Annotated in this window: 17 protein-coding genes and 1 riboswitch; of the genes, 6 read left to right on the top strand and 11 right to left on the bottom strand. The window is 75.1% G+C overall.

Translation table 11 applies throughout. The features are described from left to right. Nucleotides 1-9: 9 nt before the first annotated feature. The 9 genes from AC3ERT_RS23160 to AC3ERT_RS23120 form a co-directional block, all read right to left on the bottom strand. Nucleotides 10-1,392 (bottom strand): cobyrinic acid a,c-diamide synthase CobB, encoded by a 1,383-nt coding sequence (locus AC3ERT_RS23160; RefSeq protein ID WP_435176592.1) that lies wholly within the window; start codon nucleotides 1,390-1,392, stop codon nucleotides 10-12. Between the two features lie 74 nt (nucleotides 1,393-1,466). Then, nucleotides 1,467-2,063 carry a cob(I)yrinic acid a,c-diamide adenosyltransferase gene (gene cobO / locus AC3ERT_RS23155; RefSeq protein WP_435176523.1) on the bottom strand — a complete coding sequence of 199 codons (597 nt, stop codon included), beginning with the start codon at nucleotides 2,061-2,063 and terminating at the stop codon, nucleotides 1,467-1,469. Further along, on the bottom strand, nucleotides 2,063-4,183 hold the full coding sequence (locus tag AC3ERT_RS23150; RefSeq protein ID WP_435176521.1) for a putative cobaltochelatase: 2,121 nt from the start codon (nucleotides 4,181-4,183) through the stop codon (nucleotides 2,063-2,065). Before AC3ERT_RS23150 ends, cobO begins: the two co-directional genes overlap by 1 nt. 91 nt (nucleotides 4,184-4,274) lie before the next feature. After that, nucleotides 4,275-5,768 (bottom strand): cobyric acid synthase, encoded by a 1,494-nt coding sequence (locus tag AC3ERT_RS23145; RefSeq protein ID WP_435176590.1) that lies wholly within the window; start codon nucleotides 5,766-5,768, stop codon nucleotides 4,275-4,277. Nucleotides 5,769-5,776: 8 nt separating this feature from the next. Beyond that, the gene (locus AC3ERT_RS23140; RefSeq protein ID WP_435176519.1) at nucleotides 5,777-6,733 is read right to left on the bottom strand and encodes a cobalamin biosynthesis protein; all 957 of its coding nucleotides are present in this window, start codon (nucleotides 6,731-6,733) and stop codon (nucleotides 5,777-5,779) included. A gap of 111 nt (nucleotides 6,734-6,844) precedes the next feature. After that, a riboswitch (cobalamin riboswitch) is annotated at nucleotides 6,845-6,976 on the bottom strand. Nucleotides 6,977-7,085: 109 nt separating this feature from the next. Next, nucleotides 7,086-8,009 (bottom strand): SDR family oxidoreductase, encoded by a 924-nt coding sequence (locus tag AC3ERT_RS23135; RefSeq protein ID WP_435176517.1) that lies wholly within the window; start codon nucleotides 8,007-8,009, stop codon nucleotides 7,086-7,088. A 15-nt stretch (nucleotides 8,010-8,024) separates the two neighbouring features. Next, the gene (locus tag AC3ERT_RS23130) at nucleotides 8,025-8,771 is read right to left on the bottom strand and encodes an SDR family oxidoreductase (RefSeq protein WP_435176515.1); all 747 of its coding nucleotides are present in this window, start codon (nucleotides 8,769-8,771) and stop codon (nucleotides 8,025-8,027) included. A 195-nt stretch (nucleotides 8,772-8,966) separates the two neighbouring features. Further along, nucleotides 8,967-9,179, bottom strand: coding sequence for a hypothetical protein (locus tag AC3ERT_RS23125; RefSeq protein WP_335973262.1), 213 nt, complete (start codon nucleotides 9,177-9,179; stop codon nucleotides 8,967-8,969). A gap of 11 nt (nucleotides 9,180-9,190) precedes the next feature. Further along, nucleotides 9,191-10,495 (bottom strand): inorganic phosphate transporter, encoded by a 1,305-nt coding sequence (locus tag AC3ERT_RS23120; RefSeq protein WP_435176513.1) that lies wholly within the window; start codon nucleotides 10,493-10,495, stop codon nucleotides 9,191-9,193. A gap of 290 nt (nucleotides 10,496-10,785) precedes the next feature. Between AC3ERT_RS23120 and AC3ERT_RS23115 the strand changes: the two genes are divergently transcribed. The 3 genes from AC3ERT_RS23115 (at nucleotide 10,786) to AC3ERT_RS23105 (ending at nucleotide 14,560) form a co-directional block, all read left to right on the top strand. Continuing rightward, nucleotides 10,786-11,436: a class II aldolase/adducin family protein gene (locus tag AC3ERT_RS23115; protein ID WP_435176511.1), complete on the top strand. Its 651-nt coding sequence runs from the start codon at nucleotides 10,786-10,788 to the stop codon at nucleotides 11,434-11,436. 505 nt (nucleotides 11,437-11,941) lie between these two features. Continuing rightward, the gene (locus AC3ERT_RS23110; RefSeq protein WP_335973251.1) at nucleotides 11,942-13,075 is read left to right on the top strand and encodes an alpha/beta hydrolase; all 1,134 of its coding nucleotides are present in this window, start codon (nucleotides 11,942-11,944) and stop codon (nucleotides 13,073-13,075) included. Nucleotides 13,076-13,129: 54 nt separating this feature from the next. Further along, entirely contained in the window at nucleotides 13,130-14,560 is a 1,431-nt protein-coding gene (locus AC3ERT_RS23105; protein ID WP_435176508.1) for a hypothetical protein, read from the top strand. A 7-nt stretch (nucleotides 14,561-14,567) separates the two neighbouring features. Here AC3ERT_RS23105 and AC3ERT_RS23100 read toward each other — a convergent pair whose 3' ends face one another. Continuing rightward, nucleotides 14,568-14,972: a VOC family protein gene (locus AC3ERT_RS23100; RefSeq protein ID WP_335973242.1), complete on the bottom strand. Its 405-nt coding sequence runs from the start codon at nucleotides 14,970-14,972 to the stop codon at nucleotides 14,568-14,570. A gap of 319 nt (nucleotides 14,973-15,291) precedes the next feature. Between AC3ERT_RS23100 and AC3ERT_RS23095 the strand changes: the two genes are divergently transcribed. The 3 genes from AC3ERT_RS23095 to AC3ERT_RS23085 all read left to right on the top strand — a co-directional run bounded on the left by AC3ERT_RS23095 (nucleotide 15,292) and on the right by AC3ERT_RS23085 (nucleotide 18,482). Next, a complete protein-coding gene (locus tag AC3ERT_RS23095) occupies nucleotides 15,292-16,890 on the top strand; it encodes an ABC-F family ATP-binding cassette domain-containing protein (protein WP_335973237.1) in 1,599 nt (532 codons plus the stop codon). Between the two features lie 424 nt (nucleotides 16,891-17,314). Next, complete coding sequence (locus AC3ERT_RS23090) at nucleotides 17,315-17,536, top strand: helix-turn-helix domain-containing protein (RefSeq protein WP_335973233.1); 222 nt, start codon at nucleotides 17,315-17,317, stop codon at nucleotides 17,534-17,536. A 154-nt stretch (nucleotides 17,537-17,690) separates the two neighbouring features. Further along, nucleotides 17,691-18,482: an enoyl-CoA hydratase/isomerase family protein gene (locus AC3ERT_RS23085; RefSeq protein ID WP_435129515.1), complete on the top strand. Its 792-nt coding sequence runs from the start codon at nucleotides 17,691-17,693 to the stop codon at nucleotides 18,480-18,482. A 609-nt stretch (nucleotides 18,483-19,091) separates the two neighbouring features. Here AC3ERT_RS23085 and AC3ERT_RS23080 read toward each other — a convergent pair. Then, complete coding sequence (locus AC3ERT_RS23080; RefSeq protein ID WP_435176506.1) at nucleotides 19,092-19,853, bottom strand: hypothetical protein; 762 nt, start codon at nucleotides 19,851-19,853, stop codon at nucleotides 19,092-19,094. Nucleotides 19,854-19,955: the final 102 nt, after the last annotated feature.

The raw sequence follows: 19,955 nt of genomic DNA, 5'->3' as shown, positions 1-19,955 counted from the left end.
GCCGTCCGGTCACCGGGGCGGCCCGGCCGCGCAGGAGGTGACCAGCCGCCGGGCCAGGGCGGGCGCCGCGGCCCAGTGCGTGTGCAGGTAGGAGGCGTGCAGCCGGCCGTGGGCGAAGCCCTCGACGCGGCGCTCGGGGCGGACGAAGCCCCACGCCGGGGCCGGCCCGGCGCCCGGCTCGACCCGGGTGCGGTGGAACTCGTGGCCGCGCACCCGGGTGCCGGCGGCGGCCAGCACGCTGTCGCCGACGGCCACCGCCTCGCGGTAGCCGAGGGTCAGCCGCTCGCCCATCCACGCCTTCGCGTCGAGCACCCCGCACATCGGATGCCCGTCCAACTCCCGTACCAGGTACAGCAGTCCGGCGCACTCGGCGGCCACCGGGCCGGAGAAGCGCGCGACCTCGCGGCGCAGCGCGCCGTTGGCGGACAGCTCGGGCCCGTACATCTCGGGGAAGCCGCCGCCGATCACGACCCCCCGGGTGCCGGGCGGCAGCGCCTCGTCGGTCAGCGGGTCGAAGCCGACGACGTCGGCGCCCGCGGCGGCCAGCAGCTCTTCGTGCTCGGGGTAGGCGAAGGTGAAGGCGGCGCCGCGGGCCACCGCGACCACGGGCCGGGCGGCGGTACGGCCGGCGCGTTCGGCGGGGGCGCCGGCGGTCACTTCGGCGGCGACTTCGGCGGCCGGGTCCCACGCGGGGCCGGCCAGCGGGGGAGCGGTGCGCGCCAGCGCGAACAGCGCGTCCATGTCGCAGCCCGCGGCGACCTTTCCGGCCACCGCCCGCACCCACGCCAGCGCCTCCGCGCGCCGCTCGGCCGCCGGCACCAGCCCGAGGTGGCGGGCCGGCACCGCCAGCACGTCGGAGCGGCCCAGCGCGCCCAGCACCGGCATACCGACCTCCTCCAGGGCCGTGCGCAGGATCTCCTCGTGCCGGGCCGACCCGACCTTGTTGAGCACCACGCCGCCCAGCCGCACCCCCGGGTCGAAGGACGCGAAGCCGTGCACCAGCGCGGCGACCGACCGGGCCTGCGCGGACGCGTCCACCACCAGCACCACGGGCGCGGCCAGCACCTTGGCGACCTGCGCGGTCGAGGCCAGCTCGCCGTGCCCGGTGGCGCCGTCGAACAGGCCCATCACCCCCTCCACGACGGCCAGCCCGGCCCCGGCGGCGCCGTGCAGGAACAGCGGCACCATCCGCTCCACCCCGCACAGGTACGGGTCGAGGTTGCGGCCGGGCCGGCCGGTGGCCAGCGCGTGGTAGCCCGGGTCGATGTAGTCCGGGCCGACCTTGTGCGGGGAGACGGCCAGGCCGCGCGCGGCGAACGCGGCCATCAGCCCGGTGGCGACCGTCGTCTTGCCGCTGCGCGAGGACGGCGCGGCGACCACGAACCGCGGCATCGCGAACCGCGGCACCGCGCCCTGCGGCACCGTCTCCCGCGGCTCGGGCACCGCGCCCGTACCGGTGGCCGGACTCACCACTCGATCCCCCGCTGCCCCTTCTGCCCGGTGTCCATCGGGTGCTTGACCTTCGTCATCTCCGTCACCAGGTCCGCGAAGTCCAGGAGTTCGGCCGGCGCGTTGCGCCCGGTGACCACCACGTGCTGGCTGCCCGGGCGGTCCCGCAGCACCTCGACGACCTCCGCCACCGGCACCCATCCCCAGTGCATCGGGTACGCGAACTCGTCCAGCACGTAGAGCCGGTAGGTCTGGGCCGCCAGGTCCCGCTTGACCTGCTCCCAGCCCTCCCGGGCGGCCTCCTCGCTGGAGGCGGGGTCGCGCTGCACCCAGGACCAGCCCTCGCCCATCTTGTGCCAGACGACCTCGCCGCCCTCGCCGGAGGCGCCCAGCACCTTCAGCGCCCGCTCCTCGCCGACCTTCCACTTCGCGGACTTCACGAACTGGAACACCCCCACCGGCCAGCCCTGGTTCCAGGCCCGCAGCGCCATCCCGAAGGCGGCCGTGGACTTCCCCTTGCCCGGCCCGGTGTGCACGATCGTCAGCGGCCGGTTGCGGCGCTGGCGCGTGGTCAGCCCGTCGTCCGGCACCACACTCGGCTGTCCCTGCGGCATTACGCGGCCCTCCGTACGTCCTTGACCAGCGCGGACACCGTGTCGGCCCGCAGCTCCTCCAATGTCACCGCGGCGGCGCCCAGATCCCGGGCGAGCGTCCCGGCCAGGCCCAGCCGGACCGGGCCCGTCTCGCAGTCCACCACCACCGACGCGACCCCGGACGCGGCCAGCAGCCGGGCCGCCCGCGCCGCCCGCGGCAGCGGCTCGGGCCCGCCGGTGGCGCGCCCGTCGGTCACCACCACCAGCAGCGGCCGCCGCGAGGCGTCCCGCAGCCGCTCCACCCGCAGCACCTCGTGCGCCCGCAGCAGCCCCGCCGCCAGCGGGGTGCGGCCCCCGGTCGGCAGCTTCTCCAGCCGCGCCGCGCCCGCGTCTACCGACGACGTCGGCGGCAGCGCCAACTCCGCGCCGGCGCCCCGGAACGTGACCAGGCCGACCTTGTCCCGCCGCTGGTAGGCGTCGAGCAGCAGCGACAGCACCGCGCCCTTCACCGCCACCATCCGCTTCCGCGCGGCCATCGAGCCCGACGCGTCGACCACGAACAGCACGAGGTTGCCCTCCCGGCCCTCCCGCACCGCCTGCCGCAGATCCGCCCGGCGCACCACCAGCCCGGCGCCCGCCCGCCCCCGCGCCCGCTGGTGCGGCGCCGCCGCGCGCAGCGTCGCCGTCAGGTGCAGCGCCGCGAGCCGGCCGTGCGGCAGCTCCGCGCCCGTCGTCCGCCCCTGCGCGGTGCGGGCCCGCGAGCGCCGCCCGGCCGCGCCCTCGCCGAGCCCGGGCACGGTCAGCGCCCGGGTCCGGTACGGCTCACCGGCGGCGGACGGCGGCTGCTCGGCACCTGCCGCCGCGCCCGCGCCCGCGCCGGGCTGCGGGGATGCGGGTTCGGCGCCGGCGTCGGGGGCCGAGTCGCCGGCCTCGGGGCCCGCGGTGTCCTCGCGCTGCGGCGGCACCCCGCCGCCCCCGCCGGGGCCGTCGCCGCCCGGGCCGCCCTCGGGGCCGCCGTCCGGGCCGGGGCCGCCGTCAGGATCGGGGTCGGGCTCCGGGTCGTCGTCCGGGCCCGGGCGCTCGTCCACGTCGTTCGCCGCCTGCTCGGCCGCCGCCTGCTCGGCCTCCTGCCGGGCCTGCTCCAGCGCCTCGTCCAGCTTCTGCTCGTCCAGCCCGGGCGCGTCGAACGGGTTGCGGCGGCGCCGGTGCGGCAGCGCCAGCAGCGCGGCCTGCCGGACGTCGTCGGCCGTCACCTCGGTGCGGCCCGCCCACGCCGCCAGCGCGGTCGCGGTACGCGCCATCACGATGTCCGCGCGCATCCCGTCCACCTCGAAGGCCGCGCAGGTCGCCGCGATCTGCCGCAGCACCGTGTCGCCGAGCACCACCGACGGCAGCAGCGCCCGTGCGGCCGCGATCCGCTCCCGGGTCCGCCGCTCCTCCTCCGCCCACCGCGCGGCGAAGGCCGCCGGGTCCGCGTCGTAGGCCAGCCGGCGGCGCACCACCTCCACCCGCTCGTCGGTCTCGCGCGAGGCGGTGACCTCCACGGTCAGCCCGAACCGGTCGAGCAACTGCGGCCGCAGCTCGCCCTCTTCGGGGTTCATCGTGCCCACCAGCAGGAAGCGCGCCGCGTGCCGCACCGACACGCCCTCGCGCTCCACGTAGCTCGCCCCCGTCGCGGCGGCGTCCAGCAGCACATCCACCAGGTGGTCGTTGAGGAGGTTGACCTCGTCGACGTAGAGCACACCCCGGTGCGCCTCGGCCAGCAGCCCCGGCTCGAACGCCTTCACGCCCTCGGCCAGCGCCCGTTCGAAGTCCAGCGCGCCGACGAGCCGGTCCTCGGAGGCACCCACCGGCAACTCGACGAGCTTCGTGGCGCGCCGGGCGCCGGCCGGGTCCGGGTCGTGCGGCCCGTCCGGGCAGCCCGGGTCCGGCGCGGCCGGGTCGCAGCTGAACCGGCAGCCGGGCACCACCGCCACGTCCGGCAGCAGCGCGGCGACCGCGCGCACCGTCGTCGTCTTCGCCGTCCCCTTCTCCCCGCGCACCAGCACACCCCCCACCGCGGGCGAGACCGCGTTGAGCAGCAGGGCCAGCCGCAGGTCGTCCTGCCCGACGACAGCGGTGAACGGATAGGTGATGCTCATGCCAGGATCGCTCCTTCGAGCGGAAGTCGTGGGTTCGGGGCCATGCGCGGCGCCTGCGGCGGTGCCTGCTGTGCGCGGGGCGGCGGCGGTCTCACGGCGCCCCCGGCGGCAGGAACGGCAGGCCCTCCGGCGGGCCCTGCTCCACCAGCCGCAGCAGCGCCCCGGTGTCGGCGTGCTCCTCGACCAGGTCCGCCAGCCGCTCCAACTGCTCCTCCCGCAGCGCCTCGAAGCGGGTGCCGGGCGCGGGCACGAAGCGCCGCCCGGCCGCCGCGGCCACCTGCCGCAGGAACGCCCGCCGGAAGCCGTCGCTCTCCAGCGACCCGTGCCAGTGGGTGCCCCACACCGCGCCGACCCGGCAGCCGTCGAGGAACGGCTCGTCGCCGCCGCGCAGTTCGGCCACCCCGTGGTGGATCTCGTAGCCGCGCACCGGCTCGCCGTACTGCGTGCCCTCCGGGCGGGCGAGGGTCTTCTCCCGGGCGAAGCGGACCCGTACCGGCAGCAGGCCCAGCGCCCGGACCGTACCGGCCTTCGACTCCACCTCGTCGTCGATGCTCTCGGCCAGCAGTTGGAAGCCGCCGCAGATGCCCAGCACCGGGCGGCCCTGCGCCGCGCGCTGCCGTACCGCGTCGGCCAGGCCGCGCGCGTGCAGCCACTCCAGCGCGCGGACGGTGCCGCGGGTGCCGGGCAGCACCACCAGGTCGGCGTCGGCCAGTTCGTCCGGGCGGTCCACGAACCGCACCACCACACCGGGTTCGGCGGCCAGCGCGTCGAGGTCGGTGAAGTTCGACATCAGCGGCACCGCGGCCACCGCGACCCGCAGCACCTCCTCGCCGTGGGGCGCCTCGACCGCGGACTCGCGCACCGCGCCGCGCAGCGACACCCGCAGCCCGTCCTCCTCGTCGATGCCCAGGCCGTGCGCGAAGGGCAGCACCCCGAGGGTGGGGCGGCCGGTGAGGCCGTGCAGCATGTCCAGGCCCGGCCGGAGCAGCGAGACGTCACCGCGGAACTTGTTCACCAGGTAGCCCGCGACGAGCCGCTGGTCCTCCTTCGCGAGCAGCGCCGTCGTGCCGTAGAAGGACGCGAAGACGCCGCCGCGGTCGATGTCGCCCACCACGACCACCGGCAGCCGCGCGCTCCTGGCCACCGCCATGTTGACGATGTCGGTACGGCGCAGGTTGATCTCCGCGGGGCTGCCCGCGCCCTCGCAGACCACCGCGTCGTGCGTACGGCCCAGCTCCTGGAGGCAGTCCACCACGGTGCCGAGCAACTCCGCCTGCTTGCCGCCGTGGTAGCCGCGCGCGCTCAGCTCGCCGACCGGCCTGCCCAGCACCACCACCTGGCTGCGCTGCTCGCCGCCCGGCTTGAGCAGCACCGGGTTCATCAGCGCCGACGGCTCCACCCCGGCCGCCTGCGCCTGCATCGCCTGCGCCCGGCCGATCTCGGCGCCCTCCCGGGTCACGTACGAGTTGAGCGACATGTTCTGGCCCTTGAACGGCGCCACCCGCAGGCCCTGCCGGGTCAGCCACCGGCAGATCCCCGCGGTCACCACGCTCTTGCCGGTGTCCGAACCGGTCCCGGCGACCATCAGCCCCTTCACCGCGCACCCCTCGTGCCGGTCCGGCCGCGGGCCGCCGACAGCAGCACCGACGCGCCCAGCGCGAGCGCGCCGACCCGGCGGGACAGCCGCACCGCGCGCCCGATGTCGGCCGGCCGCGGCGGCCGGAACCCCGCGCCCAGCACCGGCCGGTGCTCGACCCGCCCCCCGTACGCCAGGGTGCCGCCCAGCCGCACCCGCAGCGCCCCCGCGAACGCGGCCTCGACCGGCCCGGCGTTGGGCGAGGGGTGCCGCGGCCCGTCCCGGCGCGCGGTGGCCAGCGCGCTGCGCGGATACGGCCCGGCCAGCGCGGCGAGCAGGGCGGTCAGCCGCGCGCCGGGGTAGCCGGCCGCGTCGTCCAGCCGGGCGGCCGCCCACCCGAAGCGCAGGTGCCGCGGGGAGCGGTGGCCGACCATCGCGTCCAGCGTGTTGGCGGCACGGAAGCCGACCAGCCCGGGCACCCCCGCGAGCCCGCCCCACACCAGGGCGCCGACCACCGCGTCCGAGGTGTTCTCCGCGACCGACTCCACCACCGCCCGCGCCAGCGCGTCGGCGTCCAGCGCGGCCGGGTCCCGCCCGCACAGGTGCGGCAGCCGGTCCCGGGCGGCGGCCAGGTCGCCGGCCTGAAGCGCCGCGCCGATCGTGCGGGCCTCCCGGGCGAGCGAAGTGCCGCCCAGCACCGACCAGGTGGCCGCCGCGGCCAGCGCCGCGCCCAGCAGCGGGCGGCGCCGGGCCGCCCGCTCGGCGACGGCGGCCGCGGCCACCGCGCCGCCCACGCACAGCGCCGCGTACGCGCTGCCGGCGCCCCGGTCGTCGCGCCACATCCGCTGCTCCAGGGCGCCGGCGGCCCGCCCGAACCCGGCCACCGGGTGGCCGCGGCGCGGGTCGCCGATCAGGAGGTCGCCGAGGAAGCCGAGTGCGGCGCCGTACGCGTAGGCACGGTGGCGGCCGCTCATGCCGCGGATATCCGGGTACCGGCGGCCGCAAGGGCGGCTGCCGCCTGCGTGCAGGGCATGGCGAAGTCCTCACTCAGGGTCCGCGCCCTGGCTCGACGTGACCGGCGGTGAGAGTCTCCTGGCTCCCGGATCAACGCACTCCCGGGCCTTCCCGCCGGCGTGCGCCGGCCGTGGCCTCCAGCTTCGGGAGTGCACTCCCCGGTGACAGTGGCGGGACCGCGTCGGATTCGCACCGACTTCCTCTCCTGCCGCCGCATTGCTCCCGGCAGTTCACCACGCCCGGAGAAACCCCGTCAACCGGGCCTGCCTGCGGCTTTGCGGCCCCGCGCCGACGGGTGGGCGTGCGGCCGGCTCAGAGGGAGGCGTGCTCGGGAAGCAGCTCCTGGATGCCGATGCGGTGGTAGAACTCCGCGCGGATGCGGTCGCTGACCGCGGACACGACCTCGCTGCCGTCGCGGCTGGGGTCGATGTGGGTGCGGAACGGCCGCTCGCCCTGCGGCAGTCCGACCACCCGGACGATCTCGTCCGCGACCTCGTCCACGGTCCGCCCCGCGGGGAAGAGGTCGGTGAGCGCCTGCGCCATGGAGTCGCGCACCGCGCCGTACGCCTCGTCGTACGCGGTGTCCCGTACGGTGTCGGCCGGCCGGGCCGCGTGGGCGAAGTGGTTGGTGCCCGACGGGTAGGCGCCCGGCACCACGATGACGGTGTCGATGCCGAACCGGACCAGCTCGGCGGCGTAGCTCTCGGCCAGTGCGTCCATGCCCGCCTTCGCCGCGAAGTACGGGGCGAGGAACGGCGGGTGGCCGCCGCGGGTGGAGGACGACCCCACCCACACCAGCAGCCCCTCGCCCTGGCGGCGCAGGTGCGGCAGCGCGGCGCGGTTGACGCGCTGGGTGGACAGGACGTTGGCGTCGTAGAGCGCGGCGAGCTGTTCGGGGGTGAACGCCTCGGTCGGGCCCAGCGCCATGTGGCCGGCGTTGTGGACGACCACGTCCAGCCGGCCCTGCTCGGCGGTGACCTGCTCGATCGCCGCGTCGACGGACGCCTGGTCCTGCACGTCCATCTCGATGCCGCGCACGTCCACGCCCTCCGCCTCTGCGTACGCGGCGAGTTCGGCCACGCGGGGGGCGTTGCGGTCGGCGGTGGCGCGCATGCCCGCGTAGACGGTGTGCCCGGCCCCGGCCAGGAAGCGGGCGGCGAGGTTGCCGATGCCGCTGGAGGCGCCGGTGACGACGATGACCTTCGGACCGGTGCGGTGTGTCGTGGCTGGTGTCATGGCTGTTCCTGCCTCCTAGATGATTCCGCCGTTGGCGCGGACGGTCTGGCCGTTGACCCAGTGGCCGGCGGGGCCGGCCAGGAAGGCGGCCACCTCGGCGATGTCCTCGGGGGTGCCCAGGCGCTCCAGCGGGGGCTGGGCCGCGAGGCGGTCGACGGTCTCCTGGTCCTTGCCGGCCATGAACAGGGGTGTGGCGGTGGGCCCGGGGGCGATCGCGTTGACGGTGATGTCCCGGCCGCGCAGCTCGCGGGCGAGGATCAGGGTCAGCGCCTCGACGGCGCCCTTGCTGGCGGTGTAGGCCCCGTAGCCGGGGAACTGGAGCCCCACGACGGAGGTCGAGAGGTTCACGATGGCCCCGCCCGCGCGCAGTCGGCGGGCGGCCTGCTGGTCGACCACGAAGCTGCCGCGGATGTTGGTGCGGTGCACCGCGTCCAGCTCCGCGAGGTCCAGGTCGACGATCGGCTTCAGCCGCATCACGCCGGCGGTGTGCACGACGGCGTCCAGCCCGCCGAAGGCGGCCTCCACGGTGTCGAAGGCGGCGGCCATGGCGTGCTCGTCGGCGACGTCGCCGCCGACGGTGACGGCCCGGCCCCCGGCGCCCGTGATCTCCGCGGCGAGCGCCTCGGCGGCGGCCTTGTTGCCGGCGTAGTGAATGCCCAGGGCGTACCCGTCGCGGGCGAGCCGCCGGACGACGGCCCGGCCGATGCCACCGGACCCACCGGTGACCAGGGCGACGCGGACAGGGGTGGCGCTGGTGGACATGGCGTCCTCCTTGTTTTCGTCGATACGATCTGACGAGATCAACGATAACACAGATGGGGATCGATGATTCGGTCAGAGTGTTATCGGCGAAAACAGGAGAGGGGCCCGCGGGCGCCGGCATGCGAACAGCCCGCCGCCGGGACCCAGGTGGCGGGTCCCGGCGGCGGGCCGGGTGACGGCGGAGGGAGGGTGCGCTCAGCCGGCTATGAGGTGGATGCCGTAGGCGACGGCGGCGGCGCAGGCGGCGAAGCACAGGTAGGCGCCGGTGCGCGTCAGGAGCGCGGTGCCCTGGGCGGACGAGGGGCGGGAGAGCCCGACGATGCCGAGCGTGAAGACCCCGACGAGGCCGACGGTGGACAGCAGTGTGACCGCGAGGACCGTGCCGAGCGCGTGCCAGTCGATGCTCATGGCGTGCCCTTTCAGACCGTGGTGGGAGCGGAGGCGGGAGGCGGGACGGGGGAGGCCGCCGGAACGGCGGGCCCGGGGGCGGGTTGCGGCTCGGCCGCGGGCTCGGACGCGCTGTCGACCACGGTGACCGGGACGACGTGGACCGCGGGGGCGAGGTGGACGGCCGGTGCGGCCGGGACCGGGATCGTGGCCGGGACGGGGGCCTCGGCGGCCGCGGCGTCGTTGACGTTCGCGTGCGTGACCGGCTTGCGGCGGGCCGCCGTACGGACCACCGCGCACACCGCGAGGCCGATCACGCCGACCGTGGTGACCCCCCAGGTCCCGCGGTCGGCGAGGTAGGCCGCGGCGCCGGCGACCAGCCCGGCCGCGGGAAGGGTGAGCGCCCACGCGGCGACCATGCGCCCGGCGGTGCCCCAGTGGACCACCGCCCCGCGCCGCCCGAGCCCGGCCCCGAGTACCGACCCGGAGCAGACCTGCGTCGTCGACAGCGCGAACCCCAGGTGCGAGGACGCCAGGATCGTCGCCGCGGCGCCGGTCTGCGCCGCGAACCCCTGCTGCGGCTGGATGTCGGTGATGCCGCGGCCGACGGTCCTGATGATCCGCCAGCCGCCGATGTACGTGCCCAGCGCGATCGCGGTGCCGGCCGCGCAGATGACCCACAGCGGCGGGTCGGACCCGGGCGCGAGCGAACCGCCGGCGATGAGCGTGAGGGTGATGACGCCCATCGTCTTCTGCGCGTCATTGGTGCCGTGCGCGAGGGACACCAGCCCGGCGGAGGCGATCTGCCCGACCCGGTAGCCGCGCGAGGTGGCCGCCGGATCGGCGGCGCGGCCGAGCCGGTAGGTGAGCCGGGTGGCGAGCATCGAGGCGAGGCCGGCCACCACGGGCGCGGCCACTGCCGGAATGATCACTTTCATGACGACCGCGTCCCCGTGCACGCCGTGCGCGCCGACCGAGACGAGGGTGGCGCCGATCAGTCCGCCGAAGAGCGCGTGCGAGGAGCTGGAGGGGAGCCCGGCCAGCCAGGTCACCAGGTTCCACACGATCGCGCCGACCAGTGCGGCGAAGATCATCGCGGGTCTGATGCCGGCCGACTCGTCGATGATCCCGCCGGAGATCGTCTTGGCGACCTCCACCGACAGGAAGGCGCCGACCAGGTTGAGTACGGCTGACATGCCCACCGCGACGCGGGGTCCGAGGGCCCCCGTCGAGATGGTGGTCGCCATGGCGTTGGCGGTGTCGTGGAAGCCGTTGGTGAAGTCGAAGACGAGAGCGGTGGCGATCACGAGTCCGATCAGGAGCGTGATGTGTTCCATGGGCCCAGCAATCGTTCGGTCGGGCAGTGGCGAGGTGAACGTACGGAGCATTGATGAACGGAAGGTGAACTCGCGGCAGACTCGGAGTGCTGACATGAATCATCGGTGAACGCGGGGGGATCGGGAAGGGGTGCGGAGCGGTCGGGAGCGGTCGGCGCGACGCCCTGGCGCACTCCTGCGTGATCCCGCGGACCGGTGAAGCGAGCCGTAATCCGTGCTCTTTGGTGGTCGGTCCGCCCGTGGCACCCTCGAACCGGTATCAGCGGCACCAACGGCAGCAAGGGGTTCCCGTGCACGACGCAGCACAGCAGACCTGGTCCGACGTGGTCGACGCGGCCCGCCGCACCGTCGCGGACGGCCTCGTGGTCGGCACCTCCGGCAACGTCTCCGCCCTCGTCGGCGACGACCTGGTCCTGGTCACCCCCACCGGCGTGCCCTACCACCGGCTCGGGCCCGGCGACCTCGTCGGCGTCGACCTCGCCAGCGGGCGCCAGGTGCGCGGCGAGCTCAGACCGACCAGCGAACTCCCGCTCCACCTCGCCGTCTACCGCGGCACCCCCGCGCGGGCGGTCGTCCACACCCACGCACCGCACGCCACCGCCGTCTCCACGCTCGTCGCCGAGCTGCCCGCCATCCACTACATGGCCGCGGAGCTCGGCGGACCCGTCCGCGTCGCCGACTACGCCCTCTACGGCACCCCCGAACTCGCCGACGCCGTCCTCCACGCCCTCCGCGGCGACCGCACCGCCTGCCTCATGCGCAACCACGGGATGATCAGTCTCGGCGACACCCTCGACCGCGCCTACGACCGCGGCGCCCAGCTCGAATGGATGTGCCGCGTCTGGCTCACCGCGACTTCCACGGGCTCCACTCCCACGACCCTCACCCCCGCGGAACTCGAAGCCGCGGGAACCAAGTTCCGTGGTTACGGCCAACCCTGACCCCCCGGGTGCCCCCGTCCCGCCCGTCCCGGGACCTTGCGGCCGGTGGGTGGCTTGTCGCGCCGTTCCCCGCGCCCCTGAGCACGCCCGGGTACCCCGTGGTGCGGGCCCGCCCGGGGGTGCCCCTGTCCGACGGCTCCCGGACCTTGCGGTGAGTGGGTGGCTTGTCGCGCAGTTCCCCGCGCCCCTGGGTAGCTACCTGGTCCTACCGGAGTGACCTGACCCGGTGCAGGAGGGACGTCGGCTTGCTCCGGAAGGACCAGAAGCATTTCCAGGGGCGCGGGGAACTGCGCGACCAGCCCACCACCGGCCGCAAGGTCCGGGAACCGGACAGTTAGGGGCACCCCGGGCGGAGCCCCGCCACGGAAGACCAGAAGCATTTCCAGGGGCGCGGGGAACTGCGCGACAAGCTACCCACGGGCCGGAAGGTCCCGGCACCCCCGTGGGAGGGGGCACACGTCGGGTGCGGTGGCGCCCGCCCGGAGGGGGTAGCAGAGTGAGGGTGATGCGCTTTCGACACGCGGTGGCCGTGGCGGCCACGACAGTGGTGAGTGCCGGCGCGGCCGCATTGGCGGCGGGCCGGTACGGATCGAGGTTCGCCCTGAACCCGGGGGTGGCGGGCCCGCCACCGGGCGGGGCGGTGACGGTGCACAGCGTGACGCCGCACGAGGTCGTGCTGACCCGCACCACGGAGTCGGGCCGCCCGGGGGTGTACGGCCTGAGCGGCCCGGGCGTGCACGCGACGGTGGGCCGGGTGCTCAGGACCGACGGCCGCTCCGTGACCAGGGAACTGCTCGGCACGGGTAAGGGCACCGTGGACGCGGGCGCGTTCGTCCGGCTGACCCCGCAGGCGTACGCGGGCGACCCGCGGACCGCGTGCGGCCTGGAGTTCCACGACGTGGAGGTCGAGGGCGAACTGGGCCCGATGCCCGCCTGGTACGTACCCGGCGCCCGCTCGATCTGGGTGATCGCGGTGCACGGCGTGGGCGCCACCCGTGAGCAGGCCCTCGCGGTCCTGCCCGCCCTGCACCGCTTCCGGCTGCCGGTCCTGGTCCCGACGTACCGCAACGACGCGGGCGCCCCCGCCTCCCCGGACCGTATCGGCCACCTCGGCGCCACCGAGTGGCGCGACCTGGACGCGGCGATGCGCCACGCGGTGGCGCACGGCGCGACGGCCCTGGTGCTGTACGGCTGGTCCACCGGCGCGGCGATGGCGCTGCGGGCCCTGCGCCGCTCCCCGTCGGCCGACAAGGTCGCCGGCCTCGTCCTGGACTCGCCGGTGCTGGACTGGCGCGCCACGGTCACCGCGGCGGTCCGCGCCCGCGGCCTGCCCGCCGCCGTCACGCCGCTCGCCGTCCGCGCCGCGCAGGGCCGTACCGGCGCGCAGGGCCCCCGCTCCGCGGAGGAAACCGCAGAAACGGAAGCGGGCGGGCCGGCCGGCCTGGACGTACCGACGCTGATCGTGCACGGCCCCGACGACACCTTCGCCCCTTGGTCCGCCTCGCGCGCGCTCGCCGCACGCTACCCCGGCAAGGCATCCCTGCACACGGTGCCCGGCGCCGCCCACACCGCGATGTGGAACGCCGACCCGGCCGCGTACGAGGAGACGCTGCGCCGCTTTCTGACCCCGCTCATGTGAGCGCGTTCACAGTCGGGTTTGGGATTCTGGGTGCTGAGCGGCGAGACTGATCAGGTGACGTCCCGTATCCCGCGAGACACTCCGCTCCGCCTCGTCCCCCGCCGGCCGCTCACCGCGGCCCGCAGGACCGCCACGACGCGCAGGTCGCGACCGGCGCGCCCCCCCGAGGGCACCCCCTCGATCCCCGAACTCGCCCACGTCGCCAGGGCCGAACTCGCCGCCGCGGTACGGCTCGCGCGGTGGGCCGGCACCGGCCCCGGCACCGCGGGGCCGACCGGGATACTGCCGGACGGCACCGTCGCCCAGGCCGCGGCCGACCTCGGGCTGACCCCCGGCCAGGTCCGCACCGCCTGGGACCGGGCACGGCTGTCCGGCCTGATCGAGCTGCACCGCGGCACCGCCCGCCCCGGCTGGCGGCTGCGCGCCTGGGACACCGACGACACTGCGGTGCTGCGCGGCTGGGTGGCCCTGTTCGACGCCTGGTCCCTCGCCCACCCGTTCCTCGCGCCCGACACGCGGGGGGACGATGATGACGGTGCCGATGGTGCCGATGGTGCCGATGGTGCCGACACCGGCGGCGCGCTGGGCGCCGACCCCGCCCTGGTCGCCGAAGTCATCGAGGCCGCACCGCAGTTGCTGTCCTTCCTGCACCTCTCGCAGGGCCCGGTGCCGCTGGACACGCTGCTGGACCTGCTGCGGCAGCGCGTCGCCGAACTGCGCACCGAGCGGCACGAACCGCCCGCCGCGGGCGACCCGCTGCCCGCCCTGCTGGACTGGGTGCTGGAAGCCGCCACCGACGTGGGCGCGCTGCGCCCGCGCGACCCGAAGCGCCCGGACGAGGCCGCGCTGACCGCGCTGGGCAGCTGGGCGGTGTGGGTCAAGCTGGAGCAGATCTGCGTGGCCGCCCAGGGCCCGGCGGGGAACATGGAGCAGTCCGCGGAGACGATGCTGCGCGCCTGCGCCCGCCTGTCCCCGGGGCCGGCCCGCGCCGAGTACCGCGCGTGGCTGGCCGCCCGCCCGGTCGCGCCGGCCGTCGCCGAGCTGCTGGAGACCGCCCGCGGCGAGGACGCGCTGCTGCGCGGGCTGGCCTTCGAGGCGCTGCGCGTGGTCGGCGACCCGGCGGAGGCGGCGGTGCGCGCGGTCGTCAACGAACCGACGCTGCGCCCCTACGCGGTGCTGTGGCTGGCGGAGTTGGACGGCGGCGACCCGGACACCGCGACCGGGCTGCTGAGCCGCGAGGAGGCCACCTGGCTGTGGGTGGACACCGCCGCCGCGGTCGCCGACCACGGCGACGAGCACCTGCTCGTCAGCCACCTGGAGACGGCCGTCCAGGGCTCGGTGCCCGGGCTGCTCCAGGAGGTGCGGCGGGCCGGCCACCCCCGCACCGTGCAGGTCCTGGTCGCCCTCGCCGCCGCGCACCCCGACCCCGCGCTGGCGAAGGCGATGCGCAAGGCGGCGTTCCAGGTGCACACCGGCGAGGCGTGAACAGCCTCTACGACGACGGGAGTTCGGGCGCGTAGGTGCCGAAGCACCACAGGTTCCCCTCCGCGTCCCGGACCACGTAGTCGCGCGAACCGTAGTCCTTGTCGGTGAGCGGCGCCACGATCTTCGCGCCGGCGGCCGCCGTACGGGCGTAGTGCGCGTCGACGTCGTCGACCGCCACGTAGACCGAGGTGGGCCCCAGGTGCTGGGCGGCCTGCCCGTACGCGCCTTCGTCCGTGGCGGTGCCGAGCATCACGATGCCGTTGCCGTGGGCGAGTTCGGCGTGGGCGACGGTGCCGTCGTCGTTCTCGTACACGGCGACCTCGGTGAAGCCGAACGTGTCCTTCAGCAGCGCGATGGCGCCCTTCGCGTCCTGGTACCGCAGGGCGGGGCAGACGCTGAGCCGGCCGGTCATGGGTGGTCTCCCTTCCCGAGGGCGGCCAGTGCCCGTCACTGGCACATGTCCGAGTATGGGCGATGTGCCCGGCGGGTGCGCGCAGCCGTGGCGGCGGAGCCGGGAAAAGCGGTTGCGGGTCGGTCGTAGAATGCACCTATGGCAGTTCTGCTCCTCGATTAGCCGAGTCGACCAGCCGCGGCGCCGACCCACCGGTCACGGCGCCCGCCCCGACCGCAGTCCGCGGGCCGGCTTCCGACGCCTTCGCGCCGCCGCGCCCCCGGACCTCTCGTCCTCCGCTGCCGCCTGGCGCGGCGCCCATCGCCCTGGAGCTTCACCCGTGATCACTGCCACCGGCATCGAGTTGCGCGCCGGCGCCCGCATCCTCATCGAATCCGCCTCCTTCCGCGTCGCCAAGGGCGACCGGATCGGCCTGGTCGGCCGGAACGGCGCCGGCAAGACCACCCTCACCAAGGTGCTGGCCGGCGAGGGCCAGCCCGCCGCCGGAAGCGTCACCAACTCCGGCGAGGTCGGCTACCTCCCGCAGGACCCGCGCGCCGGCGACCTCGAGACCATCGCCAGCGACCGGGTGCTGTCCGCCCGCGGCCTTGACGTGGTGCTGCGCAAAATGCGCGAGAACGAGGAGCGGATGGCCAACGGCAAGGGCGCCACCCGCGAGAACGCGATGAAGAAATACTCGCGGCTGGAAACGGAATTCCTCACCAAGGGCGGATACGCCGCCGAGGCCGAGGCCGCCACCATCGCCGCCGCGCTCGGCCTGCCCGACCGGGTGCTCGGCCAGCCGCTGCGCACCCTGTCCGGCGGGCAGCGGCGCCGGGTCGAACTGGCCCGCATCCTGTTCTCCGACGCCGACACGCTGCTGCTCGACGAGCCCACCAACCACCTCGACGCCGACTCCATCACCTGGCTGCGGGACTACCTCAAGTCCTACCGCGGCGGATTCATCGTCATCTCCCACGACACCGACCTGATCGAGACGGTCGTCAACAAGGTCTTCTATCTCGACGCCAACCGCTCCCGTATCGACGTCTACAACATGGGCTGGAAGCTCTACCAGCAGCAGCGGGAAGCCGACGAGAAGCGGCGCCACCGCGAGCGCGCGAATGCCGAGAAGAAGGCCGCCGCGCTGAATTCGCAGGCCGACAAGATGCGCGCGAAGGCCACCAAGACCGTTGCCGCGCAGAACATGGCGCGCCGGGCGGAGAAGCTGCTGTCCGGGCTGGAAGAGGTCCGGCAGGCCGACAAGGTCGCGAAACTGCGCTTCCCCGACCCGGCGCCGTGCGGCAAGACCCCCCTGATGGCCGAAGGGCTCTCGAAGTCCTACGGCTCGCTGGAGATCTTCACCGACGTCGACCTGGCCATCGACCGCGGCTCACGCGTGGTCATCCTCGGGCTGAACGGCGCCGGCAAGACCACGCTGCTGCGGTTGCTGGCCGGGGTGGAGCAGCCCGACACCGGCGCCGTCACCCCCGGCCACGGCCTCAAGCTCGGCTACTACGCGCAGGAGCACGAGACCCTCGACCCGGACCGCACCGTGCTGGAGAACATGCGCTCCGCCGCGCCCGACACCGACCTGGTCGAGATCCGCAAGATCCTCGGTTCCTTCCTCTTCTCCGGCGACGACGTCGACAAGCCCGCCCGGGTGCTGTCCGGCGGTGAGAAGACCCGGCTGGCGCTGGCCGCGCTCGTCGTCTCCAGCGCCAACGTGCTGCTGCTAGACGAGCCCACCAACAACCTCGACCCGGCCAGCCGCGAGGAGATCCTCGGCGCGCTGCACACCTTCACCGGCGCGGTCGTGCTGGTCACCCACGACGAGGGCGCGGTCCACGCGCTCGAACCCGAGCGGATCATCATGCTGCCCGACGGGGTCGAGGACCTGTGGAGCCAGGCGTACGCCGACCTGGTCGCGCTGGCCTGAGCCCGGGGCCCTGCGGCGCCGCTCCGACGCGGTGCCGCACGGCCGGGGGAGCGGCGCCCCTACTGCGCCGTTGGGCCGGATGATCATGCTGAATCGATCATTCGGCCCATCGTTGATCCTTCATCTGTATGAGTCGGCCTCGTACCGCCGCCCTGCCCCGGCCAGCCGCCCGCCCGGCCCGCCGATCAGTGCCATGACGTCGGTGAACTCCTTACCCACCGGGCTGACCTGCCGGTATTCCCCGGGGGAAGATCTCGGCACGGGAATTACGGCCGGGAAATTGCCCGCACACCGGGTTCTGCGGGGGCTATCGGCACATTCGGTCGCCGAATGTACGGCGATCGACCTTGTCGAATGGGTGGCCAGGAACCGGGTTAGGGGTGATCATGAGAGTCCATAGCGCACTTCCCTGGAGGAGGCACGGGTGGCCGAGACTCTGAAGAAGGGCAGCCGGGTGACCGGCGCCGCGCGCGAGAAGCTCGCGGCAGACCTGAAGAAGAAGTACGACTCCGGTGCGAGCATTCGTGCCCTCGCCGAGGAGACCGGGCGTTCCTACGGGTTCGTCCACCGGATGCTCAGCGAGTCGGGCGTGGTCCTGCGCGGCCGCGGCGGTGCGACACGCGGCAAGAAGGCCGACGCGGCCTGATCACCGCGGGGAATTCCCGCGGGCGGGGGCGGAGCGGGCGCCGGACGGCGTTCACGGTCCGCCCCGGGGTGTGTACGGGCACCCGTACGACCGGCGCGCCGAGCGAGTGGTTACTCTTCGGTAATCATGTTCGCGGTCCGCTCGGAGGTGCCCGATGCCCGATGCCCACGTCCTGCTCGAACGCGACGGAGTCCGGCTCACCCTGGACGGTGCCGTCGCACACATCACCCTCTGCAACCCGGCCAAGCGCAACGTCCAGTCACCCGCCCTGTGGCGGGCCCTGGCCGAGGCGGGGCGGCTGCTGCCGGGGAGCGTACGGGTCGCGGTCCTGCGCGGCGAGGGCGTGTCCTTCTCCGCCGGGCTCGACCGGCGTGCGTTCACTCCTGAGGGCTTCGAGGGCGAACCGTCCTTCCTCGACCTCGCGCGCGGCACCGAGCAGCAGCTCGACGCGGCCATCGAGGGGTACCAGGAGGCGTTCACCTGGTGGCGGCGCACCGACCTCATCACGGTCGCCGCTGTCCAGGGGCACGCGATCGGGGCCGGCTTCCAGCTCGCCCTCGCCTGCGACCTGCGGGTCTGTGCGGACGACGTCCAGTTCGCCATGCGGGAGACCTCGCTCGGGCTCGTGCCCGACCTCACCGGCACCAAGCCGCTGGTCGAACTCGTCGGCTACGGCCGCGCCCTCGAGATCTGCGTGACCGGACGCTTCGTCCACGCGGACGAGGCCCTCCGCAGCGGCCTCGCCAACGTCGTCGTGCCCGCCCCCGAACTCGACGACACCGTCTCCGACCTCGTCGCCGCAGTACTCTCGGCGCCCCGCGACGCCGTCATCGAGACAAAGGGGTTGCTGCGCTCCGCGCTGGTCGAGGACGAGGGTGCCCAGCGCGCCGCCGAGCGTGCGGCCCAAGGCCGCAGGCTTCGTGACCTCATGAACGTCTCCGACTGACCGGACCCCCCGGGTGCCCCCGTCCCGCCCGTCCGGGACCTTGCGGCCGGTGGTGGGCTTGTCGCGCCGTTCCCCGCGCCCCTGGGAATGCTTCTGGTCTTCCGTGGCGGGGCTCCGCACCATCTGCCCTGTCCGGCGGTTCCCGGACCTGGCGGCCGGGAAGTGGCTGGTCGCGCAGTTCCCCGCGCCCCTGGGAAAGCTTCTGCTCCTCCCGGAGCCAGCCGATGTGGTGCTGCCGACAGCCGACCTCCCCCTGCACCAAGTCAGCTCACTCCGGCACGACCAGGTAGCTACCCAGGGGCGCGGGGAACTGCGCGACCAGCCATCCACTTACCGCCAGGTCCGGGAACTGTCGGACAGGGGACCCCCGGGCGGGCCCGCACCACGGGGTACCCGAAGCGTTTCCAGGGGCGCGGGGAACTGCGCGACCAGCCCACCACCGACTGCAAGGTCCGGGAGCCGTCGGAGAGGGGCACCCCCGGGCGGGCCCGCACCACGGGGTACCCGGGCGTGCTCAGGGGCGCGGGGAACGGCGCGACAAGCCACCCACCTGCCGCAAGGTCCCGGACGGGCGGGACGGGGGCACCCGGGGGGTGCGGGCCGACCCCGCTACGCGAGGTCGGTGATGAGGACCGCGGTGGAGACGGGGCCGGGGGCGCCCGGGGTGGCGGCTTGGGTGGCGGCGGCTGAGGCGGCGCGGGCGACGGTGAGGGGTCGGTAGGAGGGGGCGGCGGCGAGTTGGAGCCGTACGTAGCGGGCGGAGCCCTGGGCCCCGTCGGAGTCGTGGACGTGGACACCGGCGTGTCCGGCGAGCCGCCGGGTCACCCGGGCGACCCCCGGTACGGAGAGGACCGCGGCCTGGACGGCGGCGGCGGTGCCGGGGCGGGCGGGGGCGTCGGACGCGGATGCGGGTCCGTAGTCGTCGGCGAGTTCGGGCCGCGCGGGGGGCGCGGGGGCACCGGCCAGGGCGGTGGCGTCGTCGACCAGCCCGGTGACCGCGAGGTCGACCACCCGGACGGGCAGCCCCAGCCCGCTGTCGCCCGCGGCAGCGAACAGCGCGGTGCGCAGCCGCTCCGCCAGGACCGGCAGCGGCTCGCCGAGCGCCGCCTCGAACCGCGCCTCGATCCGCAGCGGCCGGTGCGGCACCGCGCCCACCGGGGCGGCCGGGGACACCTCGGGGCCGACCGGGCCGTCCGGCACCGGCAGGATGTTCACCCGGCCGAGCCGTACCCCGGGCAGCGCCGCGCAGACGGCCCGGAGTGCCGCCACGGCCGTCCGCTCGGTGATCCAAGCGCCGTCCTCGGGCGCGCCGAGCGGCAACAACCGCCCCAGCGCGACCTGTTCCCGTACCGTTCGGCTCAGCCGGTCCATGACCTCCACCCCTCGCTTCGACGGGCCGGCCACCCGATCGGGGGAAGGCCGGTGGCAACCCACTCGCCGCATCCCCCACGCGTGCGGGGGCATGCGCACTTA

The sequence above is a fragment of the Actinacidiphila sp. bgisy145 genome (genome assembly GCF_057708125.1).
The sequence above is the reverse complement of the archived record's forward strand: the minus strand, read 5'-3'. Positions and strand labels throughout refer to the sequence as shown.

Coding starts and splice junctions, on each gene's coding strand:
- AC3ERT_RS23160 (WP_435176592.1), bottom strand. CDS start 1,392: ATGCCGCGGTTCGTGGTCGCCGCGCCGTCCTCGCGCAGCGGCAAGACG.
- cobO (WP_435176523.1), bottom strand. CDS start 2,063: ATGCCGCAGGGACAGCCGAGTGTGGTGCCGGACGACGGGCTGACCACG.
- AC3ERT_RS23150 (WP_435176521.1), bottom strand. CDS start 4,183: ATGAGCATCACCTATCCGTTCACCGCTGTCGTCGGGCAGGACGACCTG.
- AC3ERT_RS23145 (WP_435176590.1), bottom strand. CDS start 5,768: ATGGTCGCCGGGACCGGTTCGGACACCGGCAAGAGCGTGGTGACCGCG.
- AC3ERT_RS23140 (WP_435176519.1), bottom strand. CDS start 6,733: ATGAGCGGCCGCCACCGTGCCTACGCGTACGGCGCCGCACTCGGCTTC.
- AC3ERT_RS23135 (WP_435176517.1), bottom strand. CDS start 8,009: ATGACACCAGCCACGACACACCGCACCGGTCCGAAGGTCATCGTCGTC.
- AC3ERT_RS23130 (WP_435176515.1), bottom strand. CDS start 8,771: ATGTCCACCAGCGCCACCCCTGTCCGCGTCGCCCTGGTCACCGGTGGG.
- AC3ERT_RS23125 (WP_335973262.1), bottom strand. CDS start 9,179: ATGAGCATCGACTGGCACGCGCTCGGCACGGTCCTCGCGGTCACACTG.
- AC3ERT_RS23120 (WP_435176513.1), bottom strand. CDS start 10,495: ATGGAACACATCACGCTCCTGATCGGACTCGTGATCGCCACCGCTCTC.
- AC3ERT_RS23110 (WP_335973251.1), top strand. CDS start 11,942: ATGCGCTTTCGACACGCGGTGGCCGTGGCGGCCACGACAGTGGTGAGT.
- AC3ERT_RS23100 (WP_335973242.1), bottom strand. CDS start 14,972: ATGACCGGCCGGCTCAGCGTCTGCCCCGCCCTGCGGTACCAGGACGCG.
- AC3ERT_RS23085 (WP_435129515.1), top strand. CDS start 17,691: ATGCCCGATGCCCACGTCCTGCTCGAACGCGACGGAGTCCGGCTCACC.
- AC3ERT_RS23080 (WP_435176506.1), bottom strand. CDS start 19,853: ATGGACCGGCTGAGCCGAACGGTACGGGAACAGGTCGCGCTGGGGCGG.